The organism is Pseudoalteromonas gelatinilytica (genome assembly GCF_001641615.1).
Lineage (GTDB): Bacteria > Pseudomonadota > Gammaproteobacteria > Enterobacterales > Alteromonadaceae > Pseudoalteromonas > Pseudoalteromonas gelatinilytica.
Genome location: NZ_LRRU01000020.1, coordinates 12347 through 31853, shown reverse-complemented (window position 1 = coordinate 31853; position 19507 = coordinate 12347). Strand labels below are relative to the sequence as shown.

Genomic DNA, 19507 nt, shown 5'->3' with positions numbered 1-19507 from the left:
GAATGCAAAATCCAGCTTATTTCGGTGAATTCGGTGGTATGTTTGTACCACAGCTGCTTGTGCCAGCACTCAAGCAACTAGAAGCAGAGTTTAACAAATCACAAAAAGATCCAGCTTTTCAGGCTGAGTTTGAAAAACTGTTAAATGAATACGCAGGTCGCCCTACGCCATTAACTCTGACACGTAACTTAGTTAAAAATCCTAAGGTAAAACTTTATTTAAAGCGTGAAGATTTACTCCACGGCGGTGCGCACAAAACCAACCAAGTACTTGGTCAAGCACTTCTGACCAAACGCATGGGTAAAAAAGAAGTGATTGCAGAAACAGGTGCCGGCCAACACGGTGTTGCAACGGCCCTAGCCTGTGCCCTACTTGGCTTAAAATGCCGTATTTACATGGGCGCAAAAGACGTTGAACGTCAGCAACCAAATGTATTTCGTATGAAACTAATGGGCGCAGAGGTTATTCCTGTCACGGCAGGCTCTGGTACCTTAAAAGATGCCGTAAACGAAGCACTGCGTGACTGGTCAGCTAATTACAAAGATGCTCACTATTTACTAGGCACTGCAGCAGGCCCTCACCCATTCCCTACCATGGTGCGTGAGTTCCAAAAAATGATTGGTGAAGAAGCAAAACAACAAGTGATTAAAGCTGAAGGTCGCTTACCGGATGCTGTGCTTGCTTGCGTGGGTGGTGGCTCAAACGCCATTGGTATGTTCACAGACTTTATTGATGAGCCAAGTGTAAAACTAATTGGTGTAGAGCCAGCTGGTAAAGGCTTAGATACCCATCAACACGGTGCTACGCTATGTAAGGGCACGAAAGGCATTTTACACGGTACCTATACCTATATTATGCAAAATGATGATGGTCAAATTGAAGAGTCTTACTCTGTTTCAGCAGGCCTTGATTACCCAGCTGTTGGTCCACAACATGCTTATCTTCATGAGACAGGCCGTGCAGAATATGTGGGCATTACTGATACTGAAGCACTTGAGGCATTCCAACTACTGGCTAAGAACGAAGGGATTATTCCAGCGCTTGAATCAAGCCATGCCCTCGCATATGCCCTTAAATATGCCGAGCAACAAACCGAAGACACTATTTTAGTGGTTAACCTAAGCGGCCGAGGCGATAAAGATTTGGCTCACGTACACAGTGTTTTATCAGAAGGAGGCGCACTATGAGCCAGACTAACCGTTACGGACAACTGTTCGCCACATTAAATGAAACAAACCAAGGTGCTTTTGTACCCTTCGTTACGATTGGTGATCCTAATAAAGCACTGAGTGTAGAAATCATCAAAAGCTTAATTGATGGCGGCGCTGATGCCCTTGAACTAGGTATTCCATTTTCAGATCCGATTGCAGATGGCCCGGTGATCCAAGCTGCCAACATTCGTGCACTTGATGAAAACATCAATACCCAAGATTGCTTTGATATCATCAAGCAAGTGCGTGAGTACAATGCCGATATTCCAATTGGCCTGTTATTGTATTCAAACCTAGTATTTAAGCGTGGCATCGAAAAGTTTTATCAAGATGCTAAAGAAGCCGGTGTTGATTCAATTTTAGTGGCTGACGTGCCGCTGCACGAATCAAAGCCATTTCGTAAAACAGCAATGCAAAATGGTATTGACCCAATTTTTATTGCTACACCGAATGCTGATGATGACACTTTACGAGAGTGTGCGTCATATGGCCGTGGTTACACATACCTTCTTTCACGCGCAGGTGTGACAGGCACAGCAACCAAGGCACAAATGCCAGCAGATTCATTAGTTAAAAAACTAAAAGATTACCATGCTGCACCGGCATTATTAGGCTTTGGTGTATCAACACCAGAAGATGTTAAATCAGCACTTGAGTCAGGAGCCGCTGGTGCGATTTCAGGCTCTGCGGTTGTTAAAATCATCGAGGCAAATCTTGATGACCAAGCAGTGATGCTAACTGGTTTAAAAGAGTTTGTAGCCAGTATGAAAGCAGCTACAAAGTAATTTATTGTATTGCTTAAAAAAGGGCCTTAAAGGCCCTTTTTTGTGCTTAACAATTTATGATTAATGATGGCGATGCTCGCCCTCTTTAATTTCTTCTATGAATTTTCGATTAAAGGCTTCAAGGTCGGCTGGGCTTCGGCTTGTAACTATGCCCTTATCAACACATACCTCTTGATCAACCCAATTAGCTCCTGCATTGATCAAATCCGTTTTGATACTTGGGTATGAGGTTACTTTGCGCTCCCGTAGTTTGTTAATTTCGGCTAATAGCCATGGACCGTGGCAAATCGCGGCAATGGGTTTGTTTTTACCGGCACTGAAAAATCCATCAACGAATGCTTTTGCTTCGCTATCTTGACGTAACGTATCTGGGTTGAATAAGCCTCCAGGAAGCAGTAACGCGTCATACTCTGCAGAGTCTGCTTCGCTGACTACGCGGTCAACACTGACTCGCTCACCCCATTGGTTTTCATCCCATGCGGTGATATCGCCACGCTCAAGTGACACAACTTCGACAAGTGCACCAGCTTCTAATAATGCGCTTCGTGGTGACAATAGCTCGCTTTGCTCAAAACCATTGGTTGCAAGAATGGCAATCTTTTTACCATTCAGCTGGCTGTTTAAATTTGACATGTTATCTCCTTATTTAGGTAAACCTAAACAATTAACAGCAGACAACATGCCAAACTTAATAGATTGAAAGTATTGAATAAATTCCCAAGTGCTCTATGTGTGCTCTGTAAATACTACACCCGCTTTGCAAATCCTGCTTATAAACCGTCTTTAAGTGCTTTTGCTGGTTTAAAAACTGGCTTATTAGCGCCTTCAATTTCAATTTCTTCACCGGTTTGCGGGTTGCGCCCTTTACGTGCAGGGTAATAACTTAGGGCAAACGTACCAAAACCATTAATTTGCACTTGGTCACCCTCAGAAAGAGACTTTTCAATCGCATTTAACATACTCGTTAAAGCAGCTTGAGTGTCTTTTTTTGTTAATTCACTATGGGCAGCCATTTGTGATACTAACGCGGCTTTATTCATAAAAATGCTCCAAAATACGCCGCTTAATCATCTGAGGTTAAGCGGAAAAAGATAAGGTAAAACAACCTAAACGCAGGTTTAGGCCAGATTGGCTCGGGAGGCTAAGCTTTCAGGGCTGCTAAGTCAACCTTGTATCTTGCGTGATAACTTGATACAACCCAGTATCTTTTTAAATTAGAGCATTTATAAATTTATGCATGCGATTATTGAATACATCCCGCTGATCCTGTTTTTTGCGGTTTTCAAGTTAGTTGATATTTATTGGGCAACAGCCTTGCTGATGCTAACCACCTTAATTCAAGTTGCTTACTGTTATTTTAAAGATGGTAAAGTGCCAACCCGTCATTGGGTGTTTTTTGCCATAGCGGTGGTATTAGGCACGCTCACCTTAGTGTTCCACGACGAGCAGTTCGTAAAATGGAAAGCCACCATTGTGTATGCCATTTTCAGTGTTACTTTATTAGTAAGCCGCTATGTACTTGGCAAAAACTTAGTGAAAAAAGCACTTAGCTCGATTTTAGAAAATGCCTCTGAGAGTAAACAAGAAATCAACGTACCTGAAGCGCTCTGGAATAAGCTTAACCTATTTTGGGTTGCCGTGACTGCAGGTATCTCGGCGCTGAATATCTACATTGCCTATAACTTCTCGCTCGATTTTTGGGTTAACTTTAAAGTGTTTGGCTTAATGGGCATTACCTTTGTTTGCGTGTTAGCAACGATCATCACCCTATTCAAATACTTACCTGAAGATGACGAAGAGAAAGATCCAAAGCAATCTTAATGTCATAAATTTGTCGTCTTAGCTTGTTAGCGTAAACAAAAAACACGCTGAGACAACATTGAACGCTAACCAATACCGCTGGCTTGAATTTACCCTCATATTTGTTTCTTTGCCGCTATTAGGCTTCTTTCTTCGTGCCTATCTCGCTAACTGGCTTATTCCTGCCCTTATTATTTTAATGGCCGTGTGCGGCATGTTGCTTTTATCTGATCCCCATTTTAAACGCTTTCGTTTAACCAGCCTTGGGCAATTTAGTGCGGTAAAACGTCGCTTATTTAGTTTCTTCTTTTTAGGGGCGCTATTCTCCGGAATGTTTTACGGCATCATGAATCAAGAAAATTGGTTTTCACTGCCTCGAAACTCATTTAACGATTGGCTAATGTTGTTATTGCTCTACCCTATCTTATCAGTGATGCCACAAGAGCTTATTTTTAGAACCTATTTTTTCCATCGTTATAAACGCATTATGCCAAGTAAAACAGTGCGTATTATTGTCAGCGCATCAGTGTTTGCGTTGGCGCATATTGTCTATGCGAATGTATTGGCCGTATTGTTGGCATTTTTAGGGGGGCTGTTGTTTTCTTATACGTACGCGCAAAGCCGCTCGACCTTCGTGTGTGTGATTGAACACAGCTTATGGGGACTTTGGATGTTTACCCTTGGCTTGGGTGATGTGCTTGATGCCGGGGCCTTTTAATATAAAAAAGAGAGGCATAAAAAAGCCGCGCAAAGTGCGCGGCTAAGTATTGAACTGGTTCTTAAAATCCGAAAATACTAAATGCGAAGAACTTAGTCGCCACTGTATTTACAAAGATTAGTAATAAAATGGCAGGGATAAACGTTGAAAGCGAGAAGTTCACATACTTCTCTGTAAAGCTGCCAACATAGCCGTCACAGCCTTGGCTTAGCTCTGCTGATAAGTTTGCTTTTTTCCAACGATACATAACGAATAAACACACCATTAAACCGTTAAGCGGTAAAATTGTGTCGTAAAACACATCATAAACAATATCAAATAAGCTCTTATCTGCACCGCCATAGCTAACAAACTTTGTAAGTGAGTCAACCATACCAAATGACATGGTACACAGCACAGTTAATACACCTGTAGATAAGGTTAAGATAGCCAGTGCTTTTTTGCGGCTGATACCCTTACGATCGCTTAATGTTGCTGTTGGTACTTCTACAATTGATACAAGCGACGTAATTGCAGCAAAAAAGACAAGTAAGAAGAATACAAACGCAACAATTGATGCACCCACGTAACCAATGTCAGCTTGAAGTGCTAATAAAATTTTTGGTAGGTATACAAAAATCATTGATACCGAAGAGTCTGATAAAGTACTTGGATCAGTATTCGGATTAAAACTAAAAATAGCTGGAAGCACCATAAGACCGGCAATGAATGCAACCAATGAATCGGTTACCGCAACCATTTTTGCACTGCCAACAATGTCGTCTTTCTTAGAAATATACGATGCATAGGTCATTAAAATACCCATACCTAACGACAATGAGAAAAATGCTTGAGCCAGCGCACCATTTAGTACACTCGCATTCATTTTACTGAAATCAGGAACGATATAGTACTTTACACCCGCCATCGCGTTATCAAGTGTTAATACATAAACAACCAGCGCGGTAAGTAGCACAAATAAAGCCGGCATCATAAACTTAGCCGCTTTCTCGATGCCCTCTTTAACACCACCCACTAAAATCAAGTTAACGATGATTGCAACCACAGCCATATAACCAAAAACGGTGTAGCTATTGATAAAAGTGCCAAAATTATCAGGCTGGGCCAAGGCATCTAAATTACCAAATGCAGTTTGCGATAGATAACCGAAAATCCATACTGTGATCACCATATAAAAAACAGCAATCATAAATGGCGTTAATACGGCTAAAAAGCCAGCAAAGTTCCATTTTGGATCATTGCCTGCTAATAATTTGTATGAACCAAGTGGATCTTTTTGCGCTTTACGACCCATGGCCATTTCAGCCATCATCACTGGCAAACAGATAAAAATGACAAACAATGCATAGACTAAAAGGAAAGCACCACCGCCGTTTTTTGTAGCTGAAACAGGAAAACCTACTAAGTTTCCGATACCTACAGCAGAACCGGCTGCCGCTAAAATAAAACCGAGGCGGGAGCTAAAATGCTCGCGTTTTTCGCTCATTTAAAAACCTTATTATTATTTTCTCAACCCAGCGACTCTACCAGTGTTACACCGCGTATTTCAAGCTTTATAAGTTAAAGTTATATGGGTTTGTGTAAAGATTATTACGCGAATAATCTCTCGTCTATTGCTAAGAATATGCTACTATTTTTTAAAATAACATTGAGAACACACCATGCTGTATATGATTTATTCAACGGATGTTGAAAATAGTTTAGAAGCTCGCAAATCTGCGCGCCCTGCTCACTTAGCACGCCTTCAAGAATTAGACGATCAAAATCGTTTATTTACGGCAGGCCCCCTTCCAGCGATTGATAGTGAAGATCCGGCTGATGCTGGTTTTACTGGTTCATTAGTGGTTGCAGAATTTGACTCATTAGAAGCAGCACGTGAATGGGCAGCAAACGATCCGTATATTGCTGCGGGTGTTTACGACAACTCAGTGGTAAAACCATTTAAAAAAGTATTTGGTTAATCCCTGAACTTAACTGAATCAATAATTCAGTGTTTGTTCACGGCTTATTAACTAAGATCTGGCTATCGAATTACAGAATTTAACGTAATTACTTGAATTTTAGTTAATTGGTTAATTAAACTAAATGGGTCTGGTTTAGGAGTTCCCCGTCATGCGCATAGTATTAGCCTTCAGTTTTAGTCTTTTATTTGCATTATCAAGCTTTCATGCTGATGCCAATAAGAAGCAAGCCCCAGAGGTGACTAAAAAGCAGGCTGTGATGATTGCCCAAAAATCTGAAGACGGCCGAACCCTGAAAATCACAGAGCAAGATAAAGTATTTACCGTAAGAATTTTAAAAACGAACGGCCACGTGGTTGATGTCCATGTGAACAAAAAGACTGGCGAAGTGAAAAAGGATTAAGAATGCGAATTTTAGTTATTGAAGATGATTTACACTTAGCAGATAACCTTCGTAATGCCCTAGAAAAAGAGCGTTACAGCGTAGACCTTTGTCACGATGGTGAAGCTGGTTTATTCCATATTACCGAGTACCCGCTTGATATGGCGGTAGTAGATTTAGGCTTACCAAAAATAGATGGTATCGAATTAATTACCAAAGCTCGTGCGCAAGGTATTACCATTCCTATTTTGATTTTAACGGCACGTGACCGTTGGCAAGATAAAGTAGAAGGCTTAGACGCAGGTGCAGATGACTACCTTACTAAACCTTTCCACGTTGAAGAGCTAATCGCTCGCTGTAATGCCCTTATCCGCCGCAGCGCAGGTAAAGCAAACCCAGAAATGACAGCAGGTCCTATCAAAATTCATACTCGCTCACAGCAAGTATGGGTAAACGATAAAGAACTTAGCTTAACAGCATACGAATACAAAGTTTTAGAATACCTAATGGTTAATCCACAAAAGGTAATTTCTAAATCTGAACTAACAGAGCACATCTACGACCAAGACTTCGATCTTGATTCAAACGTAATCGAAGTATTCGTGTTGCGTTTACGTAAGAAGCTTGACCCTGACGGTACCCTTAACCCAGTTGAAACATTACGCGGCCGTGGTTATAGGCTAAAAAGTCAGTGGTAGCATCGCAGATACCGCTTAAAGTAAGGCAAGGATTTATCCTTGTCTTTGTTTTATTAGTCGCCCTACCAATTCTGTTTTTCTCAATTGGTAAGGCTTACTACGCCTCCTTGGTCGAAGCGACCGAAAAAACCCTCGAAGCTCACTTATATTCATTAATCTCTGAAGTCGATTTCACTGAACGCGGCATTGTTATGCCAAGTACTATCTTAACGCCAGAGCTAAACCGACTAAATTCAGATACCTACGCGATGATTTATCGCGGTGACTTACCCGTTTGGTATTCTGAATCAGCGACCAATATCAATTTTATTCCTGATAACTTTGAAGCCCCTGCAGGCTCTGCGGATTTTCGCCGTGTTGAATACAACAATACTGTGTATTGGCAATTAACGCTTACCGTTATTTTAGAAAACATTGACCAATCTGAGCATGCGCGTTTCATTTTATTAAAGCGTAATGATGCCCTACTCAGGCTGATGGATGGCTTTAAACAAACACTCGTAAATTGGATGTATATCATGGGTGTGGCCATTGCTGCGCTAATGGCGATTGGTTTTGTTTGGAGTGCAAGACCACTGCAACGACTCGATAAAGAAATTAAAGCTATTGAATCGGGTGATAACCAACAAATTAAAGGTCTTTACCCAGTTGAGCTGCAAACCATTAAAGCCGATTTAAATTTATTACTTGAATCACAGCAGCGCCAAAAAGAGCGTTATCGCGCCTCATTGAGCGACCTTGCTCATGCATTAAAAACACCATTAGCGGTGCTTAAATCTAGTCCTTTGGCCAATGATGCTGATGCACAAGAGCAGTTAGACCGCATCAACGTGATGATCGAACACCAATTAAAACGTGCTGCCACAGGTGCGTCTGACACCTGGAAAAAACAAACTCACATCAAGCCTGTTATTGATTCAATCTTAAGCGCAATGAGCAAAGTTTATCGCGACAAAGATATTATTTTCACCTGTGAAGTCACAGAAAAAGACTATTTCTTGGGTGATAAAACCGATTTAATGGAACTACTCGGTAATTTAATCGATAATGCCTGTAAAGCTTGCCGCTCACAGGTCGATATAAAGGTTAAGCAGAACAAAAAGTTAACGCTCAGCATTAGTGATGATGGCCCAGGTGTCCCTGAACACAAGCGTGAATCATTACTGACTCGCGGTACCAGACTCGATACCTACGAAAGCGGCCACGGTGTCGGCATGGCTATCGTGTCTGATTTAGTCAACTCGTATAACGGCACCTTAACCATTAAAGATGCAGAGAAACTAGCGGGTGCTGAGTTTATATTAGAGTTTAATTACAATGATAAGAAATAAAAAATCGTTACTTATTAAAGGTATGCTACTAGCCCTATGCGCGGGTTCAGCGCATACTCAAGCTCAGCAAAGTTGTGAGCTTACGAGTAACAATACAGATGAGACTAAACGTTACATTCAATGTCTTGATCAAGTTATTGCCGATTTGCATCGCGACCAAAAGATGTGGATTAATAAGCTCACGATGGATCTTGAAAAAATTAAAGAAGATAGCGGTAACAGCCAATTGCTGCCTATATTCAATCGCAGCATCAAGAACCAGGAGCGTTATTTAGAAGACAGTTGTCGCTGGCGCTACTTACAAAAAATGCCAAATGGTACGAAAGCTGCCATTGCCTACAAGCAATGTGAAATTGAAATTCTGAAAAGCCATATACAGGTTTTACAACGGCCTCTAAAGTAATAATACCAATCCGCAATAATACTTAATCATTTTGAGGGATTAAACCTGTCGCTACCTGCGTTAAAAATTTCTGATTTAGAACAACTAAATAACGAAATTTTTGCCTTGTTATCAACGAGGTTTTATTGCCTCAAAATAGACCATTTAATTAAGCGAATTGGTATAACACTTAATCATTTTGAAAGATAAAAAGGCGCTTAAGCGCCTTTTTTAATCTTCAAGTTTTAGCTCTTCGCCATTGCCAAGCAAGGTAGCAAGCCATCTCCCTTCTTGGCTGGTTTCTAAAGCAATTTTAACTATCATGGTCAATGGAACTGATAACAGCATACCCACGGTACCCATCAACCAACCCCAGAAAATTAATGATAAAAATACCACCAACGTCGATAAACCCAGCCCTTTACCCATAAAGCGCGGTTCGACAATGTTTCCCATTACGGTATTAATCACTAAATAACCACCAGCAATAAACCCTGCAACCAATGGGCCTTGAGTGATCAAAGCAAGTAGTACAGCAGGAACAGCTGCAATGATAGACCCAATGTTAGGAATATAATTAAGCATGAACGCCACTACACCCCACAGTACAAAGTAATCAACATCAAGTGCCCACAGCATAAAGCCTGCAAGTATACCTGTGCCTAAGCTAACCATGGTTTTAATGGCAAGATAAGAATTAATAGAATCTAAAAAGCGATCAATTTGCTGCATTTTCATTTCAGGATCATCCAATGCAAGGTGCACTTTCTTGCTCAGCATAGGTCCTTCAAATAACATGAACACCACGGTTAGGATGATCAAAAACAGATTCGCCATCACCCCACCAAGGCCAGTCAGCATGTTGGTTGCAACATCAATCATTTTACCCGGATCGAATAAAGAGATGATCTGCTCTTTATCAATCAGAATGTTATAACTTGCGGCAACATTAACCACCCAGACAAACTCTTCTTTTAGTTGTGCTTTGTACTCAGGCAGTTTTTCAGAGAAATCGGTCATAGATTGCCCAACCAACCCGGCAAGGCTTATCCCTACACCGACGATCATCAGCATCACAAACACAACAGCAATCCCTTTAGGGATACCGTATTTGGCAAAGAAACGGATTAAGGGATTACAAATAATGGCAATAAAAGCCGCCAATACAAATGGAATAACAATCACACTTGCGGCTTTAATACCCGCTAAAACAACGACTAAAGCAGCAAATATCACTAAACTTTTATTTACACCAGTCAGGCTCGACAAAATAAAATCCTTGTTAGTTTTTTTAACAGTGTAAGTGAAATACGCCGCAAAATAAATCTCAAAGCAGCTGGCACAATTAATGCTCTTTATACGTGCATAATTTGAACAATTTATGATACATATAATTAAGCGTGCTTTAAAAGGAGCTTTATATGGCACATTTATCCGACCAAGAACTTACTTTTTTCAACCGTTTATTCGAGGCTGAACGGACTAACAGCGATCCAACCGACACAAAAATGTCTGTTAGGCTCAATTTACCTGATAAATTAAACGGCTTACTTACCAATGCCAAACTAACACTACTGGCTGAAGTAGGGATTTATCAGTTGTGGTTTCCGCTTGAATTTACTAATGACGAACATGGCCAACTGATCCCCGTACTTAGCGCACCAGAAGTTATCGATACTAAGGGTATCGAACGCAGCTGGCGTACCCCTGAACTTGAAATTCACACAGAGCAATTTCAGATACTGTCTTTATCAAGTACAGGCGTGTTACTCAAGCTAAAGCGTCAATCACCCGATCTTAATAAAGAGATACTGTTGGCATTTAATTTACCTACTGAAGATCACATTATTCTTAGTGTGAAGCCAATACGAACGACCAGCAAAGGAATTGCCGGAAAAATAGTGCAAGTGTGCCAAGGTGAAGATGCACTGCGTAAATACTTATTTGAGACCCATAAGCACCATCATGCAAAGCTGTACGAGCAAGGTAACTTTACGACTGAGCTTATCTAGTTGCAGCAGCTTAACAGCTTAGATAAGCTTGGCGTTTTGCAGCAAGTCAAAACAAGGTATTTTATGAGTTATCCGATTGGAACCCCTGGTAAACCGTGGAACGACGCAGATAAAAAAGCATGGTTTGAGTTACAAACAGTAAAACGTAGTTATTTAGATGATGTTGTGTCGCAACTAGACTCTTTATCAAGTGATTTCAACATTGAGCAATATGGCGCATTAAGTTACGACAGCGACAAATACCCACTTTACATTTTAAAGAGCAAGCAATGGCACGCTGATAAACCAACTGTCTTGGTTACCGGTGGTGTGCATGGCTATGAAACAAGTGGTGTGCACGGTGCTTTAGCGTTTGCTAAGAAAAACGCAAAAGATTATTTTGCTGAATTTAATATCTTAGTGGCTCCGTGTATTAGCCCGTGGGGTTATGAAACGATTAACCGCTGGAATCCAAATGCCACGGATCCAAATCGTTCATTCTATGCAGATAGTCCGGCTGAAGAGTCAGCAGCAATTATGCAGTATTTAGCCGACAACGCAATCGCACCTTATGTGCATATTGACCTGCATGAGACAACAGATACTGATAATAGTGAGTTTCGCCCTGCTTTGGCTGCACGTGATGCAACGACACACGATAACTGGAACATCCCTGATGGCTTTTATCTTGTCGCTGATAGTGAGCGCCCGCATGATGCATTTCAAACAGCGATTATAAAATCAGTTGAAAAAGTAACCCACATCGCACCAAGTGATGAGAATAACCAGTTGATTGGTGTACCACAAACCCAGTTTGGTGTAATTAATTACGAAGCGAAAAAACTGGGGTTATGTATGGGCTTAACAGATGCAGAATATGTCACAACAACAGAGGTTTACCCTGATAGTCCACTCGCAAATGATGAAATTTGTATTGATGCACAAGTCGCCTCAATTACTGGTGCTTTGAACTATATTGTTAACAAATAGTTAGTTATATTTTAAATGTGGGGTGAATGATTTATCCACCCCAAACCTAAATAACCAGATAAATTTTACACATATACAAATTTAATGAAAAAGTTATGTTTTTTAAAGTTTGTATACTAAATAACTAGACACATACATAGAATTGTATAAAATTCGCGCTCTTTTTAATTCAAAAGGGAAGCAAATTGGAATTTAAGAATCACTATGGCAGTGTCAGTATCATCACTGATGGTCCAATTATTATTGGGCAATTTTCTGGTAATATTAACGCACGTTTGGTCAATGACTTTGCAGTCGATTTAAAAAAGCATATTTCTGCTTTAGCTGGAAAGCCGTGGGCGTATATTAGTCATTCTACCCAATTACTTGCTACTACCCCTGATGCCGAACGCGGCTTCACGCATTTATTTCGTGCTCTACACGGCACTAATTGTATCGCAACTGCTTATATGTTTAGTTCGTCTATTGTGCTTAATCAGATGAAACGCATCATTGCGCAAGCGCAATCACCGATTCAAATAATGGACTGTTTATTTGATGATTTAGACAGCGCTAAAGCGTATGTCCTGAAGCAGCTCGAATTCGCAGAAATGGCTTGTTAAAAACAAGCCATTTTCGTTTCTGGAGCCGTGATTGAGGTTAATCTCGGTAAAACTTAGTTTCTTTAGTTATTGCGATATCAGCATCTTCTAATGCTTGAATGTGAAAACTGATAGGCGTTACTTTTGATTTCAATTCGTAGCCATCTGCAACCACAGTGACAGGCACACGTTTCATCTGCCCTGCTTCAATCGTAATGGTATCTGGTACTTGTAAGCTTGCTTCTTCAATACCACTGATACCAATTGAATAGCTCAAGCTATGCTGTGTTTTGTTGATAATTGATAAGGTATATGGATTCTCAACTAAGCCTTCAAAATTAACACGATACAGTGCATTACGGTCACGAATGACAGAAGCCTCTATAGGTGTACGCATTGCCATCCACACAACCATGCCCACAACAAACAGCGCCGTTAAACCACCATAGCCAAGCAGTTTTAACCTAAATGGGTTGGTCGCTTTGCCTTCCATTTGTTTTTCAGACGCGTATTTGATCAGGCCTTTTTGATAGTTGAATTTTTCCATAGTGCTATCACATGCATCAATACATAAGCCACAGTTTATGCATTCATACTGTAAGCCATTACGAATATCTATACCCGCCGGACATACTTCGACACATAGGTTACAGTCTACGCAGTCACCTAAGCCTAACTCTTTAGGATCGGCTTTACGCTTACGTGCACCACGAGACTCCCCTCGCGCTTGATCGTAGGTAACAACTAACGTGTCTTTATCAAACATCACTGATTGAAATCGTGAATATGGACATGCAACAGTACACATTTTTTCACGTAAGAATCCCGCATTGCCATAGGTACAAAATGCGAACAGGAATACCCAAAAGCTGACAATCCCAGACATTTCTAAGGTAAATAAGCTCATGTATAAAGACTTAGCGGGGATGAAATAAGCCATAAATGACATCGATGTAAGCAAAGAGATCACCAGCCAAGCTGCATGCTTAGTGATTTTCTTTTGCCATTTACTCACTGACCAATCTGCTTTATCAAGTTTAATGCGCTGATTACGATTACCTTCAACTTTGTGTTCGACCCAAGTAAACATCAGCATCCAAATTGTTTGTGGGCAAGTGTAACCACACCAAACACGCCCTAACCAATTAGTGACGAAAAACAAAGCAAACGCTCCTGTCATAAATAACATGGCTAAGATCATAAAATCTTGTGGTAACAGCGTTAAACCAAATAGGGTAAATTTTTGGCTGGCTACATCGAGTAATACGGCTTGACGGCCATCATAGGGGATCCACGGAATGGCGATAAATGTCAGCATCAGCACCCAGCCTAAATAACGACGGATGCGTTGGAAGTATCCCTTTTGCTCACGAATATAAATTGGCCCTTCTTGGTTGTAGGGCTTGATGATTAAGTCTTGCTCTTTAATATCAAATTTCATTTTGCTACTTACTTTTGTGTCGGTAATAGCCTGATAGAGCAACTATCAGGCCAACACAAAATAAAAATAAACCATTGATATTAAACGACTAAATTTACATTTAACCCCTAAAAAGCACGATATATCGCGAATGGTCGTGATATATCGCGAATTACCGTTTTATAGCTAGCTTTTTCATTTTTGATCTCAAGGTACTTTCTGGAAGTCCCAGCAAGGTTGCGGCACCATTTTCACCTGATATTTGCCCGTTACAGCGCTTTAGCACCTCACAAATATGCTGCTTTTGTACTGCATCAAGAGAAACCACCTGCTCATTTGATTGCTCGTTACTCAAAGGTGCTGAAAGCTGCAGTACCGTTTGCTTAGACAAAATAGCTTCACGCTCAAGGATATTTTGTAGCTCACGAATATTGCCTGGCCAATCATAATTCGCCAGTTTGGTGAGTGTTGCTTTGCTTAGCCCTTTTAACTGTTTACCTAAGCGCTTATTCAGCTGCGTAATAATATTTGCTGCGAGTAGTGGAATATCTTCTTTTCGCTCACGAAGCGCAGGCACACGAATAGGAAACACATTTAAGCGATAATACAAGTCCATTCGAAAACTGCCCTGCTCAACCATTTGCCACAAATTACGATTTGTTGCAGCTAACACTCGGATATCCACTTTTAAGGTTTGACTGCCCCCGACGCGCTCAAACTCTTGCTCTTGTAGCACGCGCAGTAATTTACTTTGTGCCTCTAATGGCAGCTCGGCCACTTCATCTAAAAATAGAGTGCCTTTATCAGCCAGTTCAAAACGCCCTTTTCTGCGTTCATTAGCACCGGTAAACGCCCCTTTCTCATGACCGAATAATTCAGATTCAATTAAGTTGGCTGAAAACGCCGCGCAGTTTACTTTTATGAAAGGTTGCTCAGCACGATTACTCAAACGGTGAAGGTTTCGTGCCACCAGCTCTTTACCTGTGCCGTTTTCACCTAAAATCAAAACCGTACTATTGGTTTGGCTTACCAGGGTAATTTGCTCGAGCATACTTTGAAACGAATGACTTTGGCCGACCAAACCTGAGTCTTGCCAATCTTCGTTTAACTCTGAAATAAGGTACGCATTTTCAGCTTGTAGCTGCTCAGATAAATGTTGAACTTGCGCTAGTGCGTCACGTAAAGCCACTTCTGTTTGCTGCTGTTTTGATACATCGCGAAAAATCGCGACTGCACCAATCAAGGCACCGTTTTTATAGACTGGTGTTGAAGTATACTCAACGGCAAAATAGCTTCCATCTTTACGCCAGAATACTTCATCGTTTACATGTCGATGTTTGCCATCAAACATAGTGCAATATATTTGGCATTCATCTGCGGGATATGGTGAGCCATCTTTACGTGTATGGTGATGATATTGGTGTATTTTTTTACCAAGGAGTTCGTCTGCTTTCCAGCCGGTCATGCGCTCAGCAGCAGGATTTACAAAAACCGCATTTCCCGATAAATCGAAGCCATAAATACCTTCGCCTACAGCATTTAGTAATAATGTGGGGTCGTTTAAAAATTCCTTGATCATAGCAATCACTCAACTCGCGAAATATCACGAGCAATTATGACAAGGTTAAATTTGCTTAACAAGCAATTACAAAAAAAGCGGCATGAAGCCGCTTTAAAATATCAAAGAGTTTTACAGTGTGGGCACTAAGATAATTTCACCCTGAGATACTTTCATATCTAATGGTAATTTGCTCAATAATGCGACTTTAGGGTCATTCATATTTAGCTTATAGACGGGGTTAACCGCTAAAAAGCCGTTAATCACTTGCATTGCTTGATCATCTAATAAGTTTAAGCTGCCCTTGAAACCCGCGGTGTCGATTGTTGTATCAACCAATTTTACATTACGTAAAAAGACTGCTTTTTTCTCGCTGTCATAAAATGGGCTACCTTCGATTTGCAGCTTTAAGCGTACTGGATACTTAAGTGCGAAAGCTTTAATAACAGCACTAGAATCAGCCCCTAAAACCACCACGTCACGCTTATCTGGGCCAACATTGACACTTAGGTCGTTTACAGCAAAATCAACAGGTAAGCCCATCAATTTTATCTGTTCACTTAATTTTGGTAATTGATCAGCAAGGGCTGCTTCAATTTCTGAATTGGTAAACGAGTACACCGACATCCCTTGATCTGTACTTTTACAAGCCCCTAAAAATAAACAGGTAAGTAGTAATAAAATTCTCATTGTTTTCCTCAAAAAAACACGGAAAAAAACCGCTATAAAAAGCGGTTTTTATTCGTTAAATTGCAAATATTGCTTTAAGCCTTGCTAGTGTGTCAGCTGAAACTGAACCCTCACTGACTGCAAGTAATTGCTTTAAGTAATAATAAACATCTGCGTGCTCGCCACGGTGTTTATCATCTAACATCGCAACTTGCTCTGTCATACGTAACTGACTATCGGCCGATTCAACGCCCGCTAGAATTTCGATACGAGTTAACAGCTGCGCAGCGTTTAGATTAGTTATTAATGAAGCTTGGAACTGCGATGGCAGTTCTCTGCCGCTCTCAAGAGCAGCAAATAAAGCCGTTAACTTAGACTGCTCAGCTTGCTTGCTAATTAGCGCTGTTTTTGCACTAATCGCAGCCTCTAACTGAGCTACACGCGCTGATAACGCTTTTGAGTACTCAAGCTCTGCCAGCTTTACTGTTAAATCTTTAAGCTGTGCAAGATGAACGACAACCTCAAGTGCAGATTCAAGCTCAGCTAACTGCGCTGCTGCAACTTCATCATTTTGCTGCTGAACTTGCTTTTGCTGTTCAAACTCAGCGCTACGCTTCGCAAAAGTGTCGTCATTAACACGTCTAAATTGCTGCCATAAGGTGTTTTCTGCCTTCATTCCAGCAAAGCCGATTGTTTGCCACGTTTGTTGAAGCGCTTTAAGCTCTTGGCATGCAGCCGCTAAATCATCGCTCTGCGATAACAGTGTTGCTTGCTCAACAAGTGCTGCTTTTTGTTCAGCATTTGCTTTATGAAATGCAATTAGTTGAGATTGTACTTGTGATTGTGCAGCTTTGAATTGTGCTTGCAGCTCACGATACGTTTTAGGGTCAACATTACCCGCTGAACGCCATGTCTTTGCAATTCGATTAAATTTACTTTCAAACTGCTTCCAATCGAACTCGTCAGACTGAGTATTTAGCTCAGTAAGCTGCTGCATTTGCGTGATTATTTCAACACGCTGTGCTTTAGCTTGCTCACGTTGCTGCTCTTGCTCTGCAAAATACTCGCGGCACGGCGCAAACAGTAATTCAATGTGTTGATCGAATAACTCGCCTTGTTGCTTTTCTGCATCAGTATCTAGACGCCCTAATTCATTCCAACGACGACGTAACTGTTTAACTTGTTCAGCACGTTGTTTAGGGTCAGTACACTCAGTTGCAGCAAGTTCAGTTACTTCCACGAGTAATGCATCACGCTTTGGCGCTGATGCGTATTTTTGCCAATCTTTTGCTTCTGCTAATTGTGTTTCTAAATCAGCTTTTAAGCTAGTTAATGGCTGCTTGTAATACTCTGTAAGCGTGGCATATAACTCTTCAAAGCCTTTGAATACACCAAATGCAACATTAAAGCGACCTTGCTCAATTAAACGTTTTACATCACGGCCTTTACGTTTCGCTGCTTGTTGGTTCTTCTCAAACTTATTAGTAAGCGGTGCCATCGCTTGCTGCCAGCTATTTACTGCTTCAGCTAAATTTGCTTTAAAGCGACCTTGTAAGCGATTAGGAATACTTGCCAGCTTTTTACGTGCAAGTTTTTGTTGTTGTTCAAACTGCTGTTTTAGACTATCAAACTCGTTTTCGTCTTCAGACGTTGCCACCGTGTTTAATTTATCAAATGCCTCTTTAAACTCAGCAATCGCGCTAACTAGCTGCGGTAACTGTTCAACTTGATTGAATAAATTTGTTAAGTGCTGTTTTACATCACGGACATTTTGATTTTCAGTTAAGTTAGCCTCTACTAGCGTATCTTTTGCCTCTGCAACTTTAGCCTCAAGCCAATCTTGCTGAATTTGCTCCGGCGTTTCTAAGCCTAATTGCAAAGCGTTTTCTATTTCTTCACCAATTGCTTCAAGGCTCGCAAGCGCTAATACTTGACGCTGTTGCTCAGCTAACACTTGCTGTGCAGCTTCATGCTCTTTGCTTAGTTGTGCAATATGAGACTCAAGCTTTTGCGTAATTGCTGAATACTTTTTATCAAGTGTGCTGACTTGTTCTTCGCTCAGCCACTTTAATTCGATAGCTTGCCACTGCTGTAATAATTCAGCATGTTGCATCGATACTAATTGAAAATCATGCTTATCACGCAGCGCATTCAGCTTTGCCAATACCACGCGTGTATCTGCTTCTACTTTGGCGGGCATTTCTATCGCTAAGCGTTCATTCTCAAGGTGAGTCGCCAGTTGTGTGTGTGCTTCACCTTGCGCATGTTTTAGTAGTGGTTTTGCAAGTTGGTGGTTAATAACAAGCTCAACAAGCTGTAATTGCAGCTCTTCGCGGCCTTCTTTAAAGGCTTTATCAATTAGGCTTGGATTGGCTAAACGCTTTAATAATTTAACGCGAACTTGAATTTCTTTTTCAGCAAACGCTAGCTTTTCGAGTGTTTTTACTGGCGCATAACGCTCAATAAACTCGTTTTTGATATTTGCATCTAATTTGCTATCGGTATTTAAAACCGCTTGGTTGATATGCTGCTCTGCAATTTCTTTAAGTGCTTGGTCTTGCTTATAAACTTGCCACCATAATACAAGATCATTGACTTTGTTTAAGGCTTTTTTACGGATCTCAGCTGAGCTATCTTCAAGGGCAATGCTATTTAAGATGCTAAGGTCACGTTCTGTATCAAGGCGTTCAACCGCGGCTAAACGAACTTGGCTTTTAGGGTGCTTCCATTTCGGAGTAAACAGGTGTTTAAAGATCATTTTCACTAAACCTAGCTATTTCATTTTCTGATGCGAATTCTTTTTGCAATTGAGCTTTGCTCTTTTGCACCATTTCACCATTTGCGCCAATGGTAAACTGCTCATTGGTTTGCGAAACTTTAGCTTGGTAAAGCATCACGAGTTGAACGGTTTGTTGTTTTTGTTCGTCAGTTAACGGTGTGCCATCGGGCCATTTACCCGTTGAGGCGCCATACTGAAGACGTTCAAATACTTCTGGGGTGATATTTTTTACGATGTGATCAATATTCATG

The 19507-nt window shown here is 40.9% G+C and carries 21 protein-coding genes; 12 read left to right on the top strand and 9 right to left on the bottom strand.

The features are described 5' to 3' along the window. The first annotated feature begins 2 nt into the window (after positions 1-2). Positions 3-1187 carry a tryptophan synthase subunit beta gene (trpB, locus tag NH153_RS13030; protein WP_063706120.1) on the top strand — a complete coding sequence of 395 codons (1185 nt, stop codon included), beginning with the start codon at positions 3-5 and terminating at the stop codon, positions 1185-1187. Next, a complete protein-coding gene (trpA, locus tag NH153_RS13025) occupies positions 1184-1996 on the top strand; it encodes a tryptophan synthase subunit alpha (RefSeq protein WP_063704558.1) in 813 nt (270 codons plus the stop codon). The genes trpB and trpA overlap by 4 nt, the downstream gene beginning before the upstream one ends. 60 nt (positions 1997-2056) lie before the next feature. Here the strand turns inward: trpA and NH153_RS13020 are convergent, their stop codons facing one another. Together NH153_RS13020 and NH153_RS13015 are read right to left on the bottom strand one after the other, a co-directional pair. Beyond that, positions 2057-2629: a type 1 glutamine amidotransferase domain-containing protein gene (locus NH153_RS13020; protein WP_063704556.1), complete on the bottom strand. Its 573-nt coding sequence runs from the start codon at positions 2627-2629 to the stop codon at positions 2057-2059. 137 nt (positions 2630-2766) lie between these two features. Next, a complete protein-coding gene (locus NH153_RS13015; protein WP_054561225.1) occupies positions 2767-3036 on the bottom strand; it encodes an HU family DNA-binding protein in 270 nt (89 codons plus the stop codon). Between the two features lie 193 nt (positions 3037-3229). On the opposite strand from NH153_RS13015, the gene NH153_RS13010 reads away from it, so the two are divergent. Then, a complete protein-coding gene (locus tag NH153_RS13010) occupies positions 3230-3817 on the top strand; it encodes an inner membrane-spanning protein YciB (RefSeq protein WP_054561224.1) in 588 nt (195 codons plus the stop codon). A 58-nt stretch (positions 3818-3875) separates the two neighbouring features. Continuing rightward, the gene (locus NH153_RS13005; RefSeq protein ID WP_054552911.1) at positions 3876-4514 is read left to right on the top strand and encodes a CPBP family glutamic-type intramembrane protease; all 639 of its coding nucleotides are present in this window, start codon (positions 3876-3878) and stop codon (positions 4512-4514) included. A gap of 61 nt (positions 4515-4575) precedes the next feature. Here NH153_RS13005 and NH153_RS13000 read toward each other — a convergent pair whose 3' ends face one another. Beyond that, positions 4576-6000 (bottom strand): sodium-dependent transporter, encoded by a 1425-nt coding sequence (locus NH153_RS13000; RefSeq protein WP_063704554.1) that lies wholly within the window; start codon positions 5998-6000, stop codon positions 4576-4578. A gap of 175 nt (positions 6001-6175) precedes the next feature. Here NH153_RS13000 and NH153_RS12995 point away from each other — a divergent pair, with 175 nt between their 5' ends. The 5 genes from NH153_RS12995 (at position 6176) to NH153_RS12975 (ending at position 9289) form a co-directional block, all read left to right on the top strand. Continuing rightward, entirely contained in the window at positions 6176-6475 is a 300-nt protein-coding gene (locus NH153_RS12995; RefSeq protein WP_063704552.1) for a YciI family protein, read from the top strand. A 151-nt stretch (positions 6476-6626) separates the two neighbouring features. After that, positions 6627-6878: a PepSY domain-containing protein gene (locus NH153_RS12990; RefSeq protein WP_063704550.1), complete on the top strand. Its 252-nt coding sequence runs from the start codon at positions 6627-6629 to the stop codon at positions 6876-6878. 2 nt (positions 6879-6880) lie between these two features. Then, complete coding sequence (locus NH153_RS12985; RefSeq protein ID WP_063704548.1) at positions 6881-7555, top strand: response regulator transcription factor; 675 nt, start codon at positions 6881-6883, stop codon at positions 7553-7555. Beyond that, entirely contained in the window at positions 7549-8886 is a 1338-nt protein-coding gene (locus tag NH153_RS12980) for an ATP-binding protein (RefSeq protein WP_063704546.1), read from the top strand. The genes NH153_RS12985 and NH153_RS12980 overlap by 7 nt, the downstream gene beginning before the upstream one ends. Beyond that, a complete protein-coding gene (locus tag NH153_RS12975; RefSeq protein WP_063704544.1) occupies positions 8873-9289 on the top strand; it encodes a hypothetical protein in 417 nt (138 codons plus the stop codon). Before NH153_RS12980 ends, NH153_RS12975 begins: the two co-directional genes overlap by 14 nt. 210 nt (positions 9290-9499) lie before the next feature. On the opposite strand, the gene NH153_RS12970 is transcribed toward NH153_RS12975, so the two are convergent. Further along, positions 9500-10537: an AI-2E family transporter gene (locus NH153_RS12970; RefSeq protein ID WP_063704542.1), complete on the bottom strand. Its 1038-nt coding sequence runs from the start codon at positions 10535-10537 to the stop codon at positions 9500-9502. Positions 10538-10689: 152 nt separating this feature from the next. Between NH153_RS12970 and NH153_RS12965 the strand changes: the two genes are divergently transcribed. The 3 genes from NH153_RS12965 to NH153_RS12955 all read left to right on the top strand — a co-directional run bounded on the left by NH153_RS12965 (position 10690) and on the right by NH153_RS12955 (position 12851). Continuing rightward, positions 10690-11280 (top strand): hypothetical protein, encoded by a 591-nt coding sequence (locus NH153_RS12965; RefSeq protein WP_063704540.1) that lies wholly within the window; start codon positions 10690-10692, stop codon positions 11278-11280. 63 nt (positions 11281-11343) lie between these two features. Further along, positions 11344-12249, top strand: coding sequence for a M14 family metallopeptidase (locus NH153_RS12960; protein ID WP_063706118.1), 906 nt, complete (start codon positions 11344-11346; stop codon positions 12247-12249). A 185-nt stretch (positions 12250-12434) separates the two neighbouring features. Next, positions 12435-12851 (top strand): hypothetical protein, encoded by a 417-nt coding sequence (locus NH153_RS12955; protein WP_063704538.1) that lies wholly within the window; start codon positions 12435-12437, stop codon positions 12849-12851. Between the two features lie 37 nt (positions 12852-12888). On the opposite strand, the gene ccoG is transcribed toward NH153_RS12955, so the two are convergent. The 5 genes from ccoG to NH153_RS12930 all read right to left on the bottom strand — a co-directional run bounded on the left by ccoG (position 12889) and on the right by NH153_RS12930 (position 19506). Next, the gene (ccoG, locus tag NH153_RS12950) at positions 12889-14271 is read right to left on the bottom strand and encodes a cytochrome c oxidase accessory protein CcoG (RefSeq protein WP_063704536.1); all 1383 of its coding nucleotides are present in this window, start codon (positions 14269-14271) and stop codon (positions 12889-12891) included. 151 nt (positions 14272-14422) lie between these two features. After that, complete coding sequence (locus NH153_RS12945) at positions 14423-15829, bottom strand: sigma-54 interaction domain-containing protein (RefSeq protein WP_054553081.1); 1407 nt, start codon at positions 15827-15829, stop codon at positions 14423-14425. Positions 15830-15940: 111 nt separating this feature from the next. After that, the gene (locus tag NH153_RS12940; RefSeq protein ID WP_063704534.1) at positions 15941-16498 is read right to left on the bottom strand and encodes a YceB family lipoprotein; all 558 of its coding nucleotides are present in this window, start codon (positions 16496-16498) and stop codon (positions 15941-15943) included. Between the two features lie 55 nt (positions 16499-16553). Beyond that, complete coding sequence (locus NH153_RS12935) at positions 16554-19235, bottom strand: DUF349 domain-containing protein (RefSeq protein WP_063704532.1); 2682 nt, start codon at positions 19233-19235, stop codon at positions 16554-16556. Continuing rightward, a complete protein-coding gene (locus tag NH153_RS12930; protein WP_063704530.1) occupies positions 19225-19506 on the bottom strand; it encodes a YeaC family protein in 282 nt (93 codons plus the stop codon). Before NH153_RS12930 ends, NH153_RS12935 begins: the two co-directional genes overlap by 11 nt. Position 19507: the final 1 nt, after the last annotated feature.